The 9,436-nt window shown below is 61.3% G+C and carries 7 protein-coding genes; 6 read left to right on the forward strand and 1 reads right to left on the reverse strand.

The annotated features are described in order from the left end of the window. The first annotated feature begins 199 nt into the window (after positions 1-199). The 5 genes from VK519_RS01705 to VK519_RS01725 all read left to right on the forward strand — a co-directional run bounded on the left by VK519_RS01705 (position 200) and on the right by VK519_RS01725 (position 7,472). A complete protein-coding gene (locus VK519_RS01705; RefSeq protein ID WP_324347051.1) occupies positions 200-1,348 on the forward strand; it encodes a TolC family protein in 1,149 nt (382 codons plus the stop codon). Between the two features lie 32 nt (positions 1,349-1,380). Further along, positions 1,381-2,430, forward strand: coding sequence for an efflux RND transporter periplasmic adaptor subunit (locus VK519_RS01710; RefSeq protein ID WP_414692674.1), 1,050 nt, complete (start codon positions 1,381-1,383; stop codon positions 2,428-2,430). Beyond that, positions 2,430-5,576: an efflux RND transporter permease subunit gene (locus VK519_RS01715; protein ID WP_324347055.1), complete on the forward strand. Its 3,147-nt coding sequence runs from the start codon at positions 2,430-2,432 to the stop codon at positions 5,574-5,576. Before VK519_RS01710 ends, VK519_RS01715 begins: the two co-directional genes overlap by 1 nt. A gap of 65 nt (positions 5,577-5,641) precedes the next feature. Further along, positions 5,642-6,076: a MarR family winged helix-turn-helix transcriptional regulator gene (locus VK519_RS01720; RefSeq protein ID WP_324347057.1), complete on the forward strand. Its 435-nt coding sequence runs from the start codon at positions 5,642-5,644 to the stop codon at positions 6,074-6,076. A 7-nt stretch (positions 6,077-6,083) separates the two neighbouring features. Further along, positions 6,084-7,472: an MFS transporter gene (locus VK519_RS01725; protein WP_324347059.1), complete on the forward strand. Its 1,389-nt coding sequence runs from the start codon at positions 6,084-6,086 to the stop codon at positions 7,470-7,472. On the opposite strand, the gene VK519_RS01730 is transcribed toward VK519_RS01725, so the two are convergent. Beyond that, entirely contained in the window at positions 7,469-8,374 is a 906-nt protein-coding gene (locus VK519_RS01730) for a LysR family transcriptional regulator (RefSeq protein ID WP_324347061.1), read from the reverse strand. The genes VK519_RS01725 and VK519_RS01730 overlap by 4 nt on opposite strands. A 139-nt stretch (positions 8,375-8,513) precedes the next feature. Here VK519_RS01730 and VK519_RS01735 point away from each other — a divergent pair. Further along, the coding region (locus tag VK519_RS01735; RefSeq protein ID WP_324347063.1) for an amidohydrolase family protein at positions 8,514-9,436 on the forward strand (923 nt) is incomplete at its 3' end.

Below are 9,436 nucleotides of genomic sequence, written 5' to 3' on the forward strand. Positions count from 1 at the left end.
CACCCATCGCCTGATTTCGCTCTCAGCACGAGACGGTCGCTGACGACCGCTCGTTCCGTGTTCGTTATCAGGAGATCGATTTATGCGTGGTTCCTACGCAGCGCTTCTTGGCGCTGCTTCCTTGCTGTGCGCTGTTCTAGCGAGCGCGTCGCCAAGCGGCTCACCCCCCGTGTTGGGGGGCTCGCCCTTGCAACAGGCAATGCAATCCATCTGGTTGAGCAGCCCGGAAGTGGACGCCGCGCGCGCCCAACTCGATGCCGCCCGTGCCCGGGCACGAGCGGCGGCGCAGCCGCTCTATAACCCGTCCGTCGCCCTGGAGGCGGAAAACGCCGACGTGAATCGGCGCACGGCGGGCTTGAGCCTTGCGCTGGATCTCTCCGGGAAGCGCCGTGCTCGAGCGGCCCAGGGCGATGCCGCGTTACAGGTTGCCGAGGCTGGCTATGACCTGGTTCGTCGCGACATTGCGACCCGCTGGCTGAAAGCCTGGGCCGGGGCAATGCTGGCTGCCCGGCAAAGCGACCTGGGGACTCGTCGTGTGGCTTTGATGCGCCGGTTCGATGAACTGGCCACCAAACGTCTGGGCGTCGGCGACATCAGTAGTCCCGAGCGCGATCTGGCCGGCCTGGCCTTGGGCGAAGCGCAGATGCAACAGGCAACACTCACGAGCAACCAGGCGGGTGCCCAAGCCGCGCTGCTTGCCATTTCCGGCGAGCGGCTTGCCAACATGCCTGATTTGCCTGCGCGCACACCGCCGCCGGCAACGGCGGTCACTCCCCTTTCGAGTGACGATTTGCCAGCCATCGTGCAAGCACGCGCCCAGCAAAGCAGCGCTGAAGCTGGCGAGCAGGTCGCGCGGCGCAATCGCATCCCCGATCCGACGGTCAGCCTCACTGGCGGCCGGGTAAGTGCGGGGCAGATGAACGACCGCGTCATTGGCGTCAGTGTCTCGATTCCGTTGCCGGTACTGAATACTGGTCGTGCCGAAGTCGACGCCGCGCGCGCCGACGTCGCCGCCGCGGCCGCCGATCTGCGCTCTCGCCAGTTCCTTGCGCGGGCCGTTCTTCAAGAAGCGCTAGCCCGCTATGTGGCTATGCGTCAGGCCAGCGAGGCTTTTCACGCGGGTCGCGCCGGCGCCTTTGAGGACCGCACAGCCATGCTGGAAAAACTATGGCAGGCCGGTGAGATCAGCACCTCGGACTATCTCGTGCAGCTCAAACAGAGCCTGGACACCGCATTGTCCGGGATCGAGCTGGAGACCCAGACCTGGCAGGCCTGGTTCGATTATCTCAACGCCGCTGGTCGCCTTACCGACTGGCTGGACGGAAATCTTAAGGACCCAAGCCCATGACCACGACACGTATCCGCCGCTCAGTGCTGTGCGTGGCGCTTGCCGCCGCCGGTCTTGCACCGGCTTTCGCAGTCACCAACCCGTTGGTCATGGACGCCGCCTCGGTGAAAGCCGCGGGCATTGTGGCGGACAAAGTCACTGTCCGTACCTTAAGCGATGAGATCAGGGCACCTGGCGAGGTCAAGGCAAATGCCTATGCCACCGTCCTTGTCACGCCGCGCATCGAAGCCCAGGTAATAAGTCGCCAGGCCAAACTCGGCGACATCGTCAAGGCCGGTCAAGCGCTGGTGAAACTATCGAGCGTCGAAGTGGCTGGCACCCAGGGTGAGCTTATCGTCGCCGAACAGGATTGGCAGCGCGTGGCTTCGCTTGGGCCACAGGCGGTGTCGGCCCGGCGCTATTACGAAGCGAAGGTCCACCGCGACCAGGCACGTGCCAAGCTCCGTGCCTACGGCCTTTCCGATGGTCAAATCAGCCGCTTGCTGAAGTCCGGATCCGCCCAGGCCGATGGCAGTTTCGAGCTTCTGGCGCCGACTGATGGACGTATCTCCAGTGATGACTTCCTGACAGGTCAACGCGTTGAGCCAGGCCACACCCTCTTTACGATCGTCAAGGAGGATTCGGTGTGGGTGCAGGCGCAAGTCCCGCCGGGCGATGCCGAGCGTATCAAGATCGGCGGTGTGGTCCGCGTCCTCGTTCACGGCACCGAGGTGCCCGGCAAGGTTCTCCAGTTGTCCCATCAGATCGATGAGCGCACGCGAACCGTGCCCGTTCGCATCGTGGTCGAGAACACCAGGGACCTGCTCCACCCAGGCGAGCTGGTCGATGCCCGGCTGACAGTCGGACAAAGCGGGACCACGGTCGCCGTGCCTGCGGAGTCCGTGGTGATCCTGCAGAACCAGCCCACCGTTTTCATCGTCAAGGGCAAGGACCAGTTTGAGGCCGCCCCGGTCATGGTCGGTGCAACACGCGACGGCTGGACCGAAGTGAAGGAAGGGCTGACGGTGGGTACCGTCTATGTTCGCAAGGGCGCGTTCTCACTCAAGGCCCGGCTCCTGCGCTCGCAGTTGGGAGAAGAGTGATGTTGCAGCGACTCGTCGAACTCTCGCTCCGTTACAAGGTTCTCGTCCTCATCGCCTTCCTGGTCATCGGGTTCCTTGGCTTCCAGGCCGTTCGCCAATTACCTATCGATGCATTCCCGGACGTCACGCCTGTCCAAGTGAATGTCTATACCGAGGCACCCGGTCTTGCCGCCGAGGACGTCGAACAACTGCTGACAACACCGGTGGAATCAGCGCTCGCCGGGCTGCCGAAGGTGCAGGAGATTCGCTCGGTCAGTCTGTTCGGCCTGTCGTATGTGTCCGTCTACTTTGAAGACAACATGGACATCTACTTCGCTCGCCAGCTGGTCAACGAGCGCCTGCAGCAGGTGGGTGATCGCTTGCCTGCCGGTTATGGCAAGCCGGAAATGGGCCCCAACACCTCAGGACTCGGCCAGGTCTTCTGGTACACCGTCGAACGGGCCGATGACACGCTCAAGAACGCGCCGAACGACATGGACCTGCGTACCCTGCAGGACTGGTCGATCCGGTTGATCTTGCGTACGGCGCCGGGTGTCGATGATGTGACCTCTTGGGGTGGCCAGGAAAAGCAGTACCAGGTTCGCGTCGATCCGATGAAACTGATCGCCCATGGGCTTGGCTTCAAAGACGTCATCGAGGCGCTGCAAGCAAATAACGCGCAGGTTGGCGGCAACTTCATCGACGTTGGTCGCGAACAGTATCTGGTGCGTGGCTTGGGCCTGGTGCAGAACGTGGCCGATCTTCGCAACATCGTGCTGAAGAGCGAGGACGGCACGCCCATCTATGTCCGTGACGTAGCTACCGTCGTCGAATCCGGTGCCCCCCGATCAGGCGCCGTGACTCGCGATGGCAAAGAAGTGGTCATGGGTCTGGCGCTCGCTCGCATCAACGAAAACGCCAAGAGCGTGGTGGATGCCGTCAAGGCGAAGCTGGAGACCCTCAAGCAGGCCCTGCCCCCCGAAGTTGTCGTCAAGCCCGTCTACGAACGTACGGAGCTCGTCAATGCCGCAGTGGGCACGGCGGTTCGTGCCCTGATCGAAGGCTCGATCCTGGTTGCGATCGTCCTGTTCCTTTTCCTCGGCGAGTTCCGAAGCGCCCTGGTCGTGGTCGTGGCATTGCCACTGGCCATGCTTGTCGCGTTCATCTGCATGGACTACGCCGGCCTGTCGGCCAATCTGATGTCCCTGGCGGGCCTGGCGATCGGCATCGGCATGATGGTTGATGGCGCTGTCGTCATGGTCGAGAACGCCTTCCGCATCATGGCCGAGCGCAAAGCCCTCGGTGGCCCCGTTGACCGTACGGCGGCAGTGCTGGCAGCGGCCAAGGAAGTTGCCAATCCCATCACCTTCGCGATCATGATCATCATCGTGGTCTTCCTGCCGCTCTTCAGCCTGCAAGGGCTGGAAGGCAAGATGTTCAAGCCCATGGCATTCAATATCAGCTTTGCCATGGCCGGTTCACTGCTTCTGTCCCTGACCTTGATTCCGGTGTTGGCCGCGTTGGTGCTTAAGCCGAAGGAAGAAAAGGACACCTGGTTGGTCGCTTTCCTGAAGCGTCATTACGCCACGGTGCTGGCCTGGTCATTGGCGCGCCGCAAGGTGGTTCTGGGCATGGCCGTGGGCGCTCTCGTCGGCAGCCTCGCCTTGTTCCCCTTCCTGGGCAAGGAGTTCATGCCGAACCTCCGCGAGGGGGCCATCATGTGGCGCATCACCTCGATACCCTCGGCGTCACTGGACGAGTCGATCAACATTTCCAGGCAGGTTTCCGATCTCATCAAGAAGAAATTCCCCGAGGTCGATACCACACTGGCAATGATCGGTCGTGCCGAGAAAGGCGAGACTGCCGACGTCAACTACATGGAGGTCTACACCCCGCTCAAGCCAAAGGATCAATGGCGGAAAGGGCAAACCCTTCAAACCATCGAAGAAGACATGCAGAAGGAGCTGGGAACCGCCCTGCCCACCGCCGTGGTCAGCTACACCCAGCCCATCCAGATGCGTATCGAGGAATTGATTTCGGGTGTGCGCGCAACCCTGGCGTTGAAGATCTACGGTGACGACCTTGGCCAGTTGGATCGGCTCAGTGGTCAGATCAAAGATGTCCTGGCCGGCGTGCCGGGTGTTGCCGATCTGGCGCTGGAGGCGAACATCGGCAAACCGCAGGTACGTATCAAGGTCGATCGCGATGCACTGGCCCGCTATGGCCTGAATGCTGATGACGTCCTGGCCGTGGTCAAGAATGGCATCGGCGGCGAGCCGGTATCGGCCCTGCTCGATGGCGTGCGTCGCTTCGACATCGCTGTGCGCCTGGACGATAGCGACAAAGCCTCGCTACCGGCGATCGAACGGCTGCCCATTCGCACAGCCACCGGTGCGATCGTGCAATTGGCCCAGGTGGCCGAAGTCAGCGAGGCAGAAGGTTATTCCTTCATCCGTCGTGAGCAGCTGCAACGCTATGCCGTCATTCAGATGGATGTGCGCGGTCGGGACATCGACGGGTTTGTGAAAGAAGCCAATGCTGCGATCGCGCAAAAGATCAAGCTGCCCACGGGTTACTACAGTGAATGGGGCGGCGCATTCGAGAACCAGCAGCGCGCCCTGGGGCGATTGGCCTTGATCGTACCGGCCACGATCTTCTTTATTTTCGTCCTGCTGTATACCGCTTTCAATTCGATGAAGTACGCCGGCCTGATCCTGGCAAACGTGCCGTTCGCGACGATTGGCGGCCTCGTGGCCCTTGCCATCACGGGGCAATACCTGTCGGTGCCGTCAGCCATCGGCTTTATCGCGGTGTTCGGCGTGGCCATGCTCAACGGCATTGTGCTGGTGAGCTTCCTCAACGAGCAACGTGAGAAAGGCATGTCGGTTCGCGACGCGGTCGTCCGCGGAACCGCCATGCGAATGCGCCCCGTGATGATGACAGCCAGCGTCGCCATCCTTGGCCTGGTCCCCATGCTGCTTTCCAGCGGCGTGGGTTCGGAGACGCAGCGACCGCTAGCCACGGTGGTGGTGGGTGGACTCATCACTTCGACACTGCTGACCCTGATTCTGCTGCCGGTGCTCTATGACTGGATCGAGGAGCGCGCGGCCTCGCGCCGCAAGAAGGCGGAGGATTCAGCTGATTGTGGCGTCATGCCGCCCCCGTAGGTCTTGGAAGGTAATCTTGCAAGGATAACTTGCAAGGTTACCTTCTAATGTGCAATGATGCAGCCATGGGTAAATCCAACATTGATATCGAGGCCGCATCTCTCGAGCTCTTGCTCGCACACGGACAACTGTCCCGTCGCTTGCGCACGGAATCTGCAACTCATGAATTGTCATGGACGCAGCTAGCGGTGATGGCTCGCCTGGCAACTGAAGGCCCCTCCACCATCGCCGACCTGGCACGCGCGGAGATGGTCCGCCCCCAATCCATGGGCGGCACCGTCGCATTTCTCGAGGAGCTTGGCCTTGTGGGCCGTCAAGCGCATCCGACTGACGGGCGCCAATACCTGGTCAACTTGACGGAGGCTGGCATTGAAACGCGCACTATCGCCGCATCCGTAAAGCGCGCCTGGCTTAACAAAGCGATGGCGGCACTGAGTCCCGGCGAGCAGGAAATACTCGTAAAGGCTTCCGCGCTGATTCGCAGTTTGGCCGGCGCATAGAACAACGATGACTATCAGTGAAAAGGTGGAGCATTCTCCACCGAAAGAAAGCATCGGCGCGCGAGTTTTGACCCCTCTGGCACTGGGGGCTGCGTTGAACCCAGTGAACTCCACCATGATTTCCACGGCACTGGGACCCATCCGCGGCCATTTCCATGCGACGGTCGCTCAAGCCGGATGGCTGATTGCTGGCCTCTATCTTGCCAGCGCAGTGGCGCAACCCATGATGGGGCGTCTTGCCGACTTATATGGCGCGCGGCGCATTTACATGGTGGGCCTGTTACTGGTGGCTGTTGCCGGTGCACAGGGCATGTGGGCCGGATCACTGCTCAGCCTGGTGGCCTCCCGCGTCTTGCTGGGTATAGGCACCTCCGCCGCCTACCCTTCCGCCATGAAGATTCTCCGGACCGAATCTGCTCGACGCGGGTTTCGTACACCCCGCGTAGCGTTGGGCATCATGACCCTTGCGTCCATCACCATCTCAGCCATCGGCCCCACCCTTGGTGGTGTACTCACCGATTGGGCTGGCTGGCCATCTATTTTTGCCGTCAATATCCCGCTGGCAGGCCTCGCACTAGCTATGACACTTGCCTGGTTGCCAGCTGATGCTCCCATTCATCGAACGTCGAATGCGTGGTCGGAGGTCGATTGGCTCGGCATTATGATGTTTACGGGTGCCCTGCTCAGCCTCATGATTTTTCTCATGCATTTGCAGCAGCCGGAATGGTGGATCCTGGCGTTAAGCGCAACCCTGTTCATCGTACTCGTTGCGCATAGTCGACGAAAGAAGAGCCCCTTCATTGACGTGCGGATGTTAGTCGCCAATAAACCCCTGTCTGCTACCTACATCCGAAATGCAGCCATGAGCATGATGGTGTATTCCGTGCTCTATGGGTTTGCACAATGGCTGGAGAGCGGCCCGGGGTTCAGCAGTACGCAAGCGGGGCTGGTGACTTTGCCTATGTCAATCATTGCGGGCGTGTGCGCCATTCTTGGTGCCCGCACAAAGGGTATCCGCGCGCCTATGCTTTTTGGCATCGGCGCCATGCTCACTGGCTCCCTCGTCATGACATGGGTTCATTCTGCAAGCTCGGTATGGCTTTTGGCGGTTGCCGTCTCGTTCTTCGGGTTTGCACAAGGCTTTTGCTTTACGTCGATTCAGGCCGCCGTCTACGTCCAGGCGCCCGCGCAGGAGATGGGAACTGCCGCAGGGCTACAACGCACATCGCAATACGTGGGGGCCATCGCCGCCTCCACCGTATTGGGCCTGGTGTATGGAACGCGTGCCACTGACGCTGGACTGCACAGCTTGGCCCTATTGATGGCGCTACTTTGCGCGCTTCTGTTTGCCGCCACGATCGCCGATAAAACCTTCCCTCGAGGAGAGCTGGCTTAAGGGGTCGGTGGCGTGACGGCACCCGGGCGGTACCCTTCGCAGATGGTGTGGCAGAAGTCGAGAAAGGCCTCCACGGCCGCGGGCGGCAAACGACGCGAAGGGCGGATGGCATAAAGCGGAAAGGTCTCATCCGGCCACTCGGGGAACAGTTCCACCAAGGCGCCAGTGGCAAGCAACGACTCGACGCCGAGCGCCAACACCTGTGCGATGCCGGCGCCCGCCACGCAAGCGGCCACCATCGTGTCCACGTCCGTGAGCGTCACATGGCCCGTTGTCTCGATCGGACGGACTTCCTTGCCGCGACGAAATTCCCACTCGAAGCAATGGGCCCGCTGCGGGTCGATGTACTGGATGCAGTCGTGTTCGACCAGCTTCTCCGGTGTCTTCGGACGCCCATGCTTCTTGAGGTAGGACGGGGACGCCACGGTGAGCACGCGAGTTTCCAGCAGCCGGCGCGATGTCATGCTGGAAGGCGGTTGTGGCCCAAATCGCACAGCCACGTCGATCCCCTCGGCAACCAGGTCCCCGGCGTCGGGTAACAGCACGCAGACCAGATTCAGATCGGGGTAGCGCTCGGTGAACTCGGGCAACCGTGGCGCCAGGACGTTTCGGGCAAAGATCGGATTAAGACTCACCCGCAAGATGCCCCGAACCGTTTCGGCCGCCCCCGATACCGCGTTGGCAGCGTCCTCAATCCCCGATAAATGAGGTACCGCACGCTCGTAGAGCCGAGTGCCCTCGTCCGTAAGACGCAGTGCCCGGGTGGTCCGATGCAGCAGGCGGATACCGAGGCGCTCCTCCAGCCGCGAAACGGCTCGACTCACCCCTGACGCCGACAACCCCAACACCTCGCCCGCCCGCGTGAAGCTGCCGGTCTCAACGACCGTGGCCAGCACGCTCATGCCTGAAAGCAGCCTGCCATCGAATCCCATGGGACAGCCCCACTTTTGCTTTTTAGCAAAGAAGTTATGAACTCCCCCATCTTAATCAAAATTCGCCCGGCGCCTATCTTCTCGTCACACCTACCCAAGGAGCCCTCCCATGTCTCACTCGAATCGTAAGTTCCTGTTCAAGGGCGGCACCGTCGTGACGATGGACGCCAAAGTACCTGACCTGGCCGTTGGCGACGTCCTGGTCGAGGGTGACCGTATCGTGGCCGTTGGTCCGAATCTCCAGGTCGGCGAAGCGACCGTGATCGATGCGTCCGGCAGCATCGTCATGCCGGGTCTGATCGACGCCCACCACCATATGTGGCTCGGGGCGATGCGCCGCATGATGCCCAACGTCGACGATCTCTTCGCCTATATCGACGTCGTCGCCGAGAAATTGGGCCAGCACTACCGGTCCATGGATATGTACACCAGCACGAAGCTGACGGCCGTCGCCTCACTGGACGCAGGCATTACTACGATCATCGATGCGTGCCATTCATCCCGCAGCCCCGGGCACACCGATGCGGCGTTGGACGCACTGGAAGACACCGGTATTCGTGCGCTGCACATGGTCGGTGCCCCCATGGACAAGCAGGCGTCGACCGCGCATCTGCCGTCGGACCTGAAGCGTCTTGCCGACAACTGGAACCATGGCGGCTCGCTCGTTCGCGTGGGGCTGTTCGGCCAGCTCAACCTGGACTGGTGGAAGGTTGCCCGCGAGCTGGATATGCACATCCTTACCGAGTTCCTCGGCGACCTCGCCAAGCTGGGCCCCGACTTCGCCAAACCCGGTGTGCTGGGTCCCCACAACATCTTCAACCACTGCACGCGTGTTCCGGAAGAAACATGGAAGCTGTTTGCGGATGCCGGCGTGAACGTCACCGTCAATCCGCGCTCGGATGCGCTGTTTGGTTTTGACGATGAGCGTTTTGCTTATCAGCAGGCGATCGATCATGGCCTGACCCCAGCGCTTGGCATCGATCTGGACACCGCGTTCGGCAGCGACATGTTTGGTGAAATGCATGCGCTATT

Source organism: Pinirhizobacter sp., assembly GCF_035317885.1.
GTDB lineage: Bacteria > Pseudomonadota > Gammaproteobacteria > Xanthomonadales > Rhodanobacteraceae > Pinirhizobacter.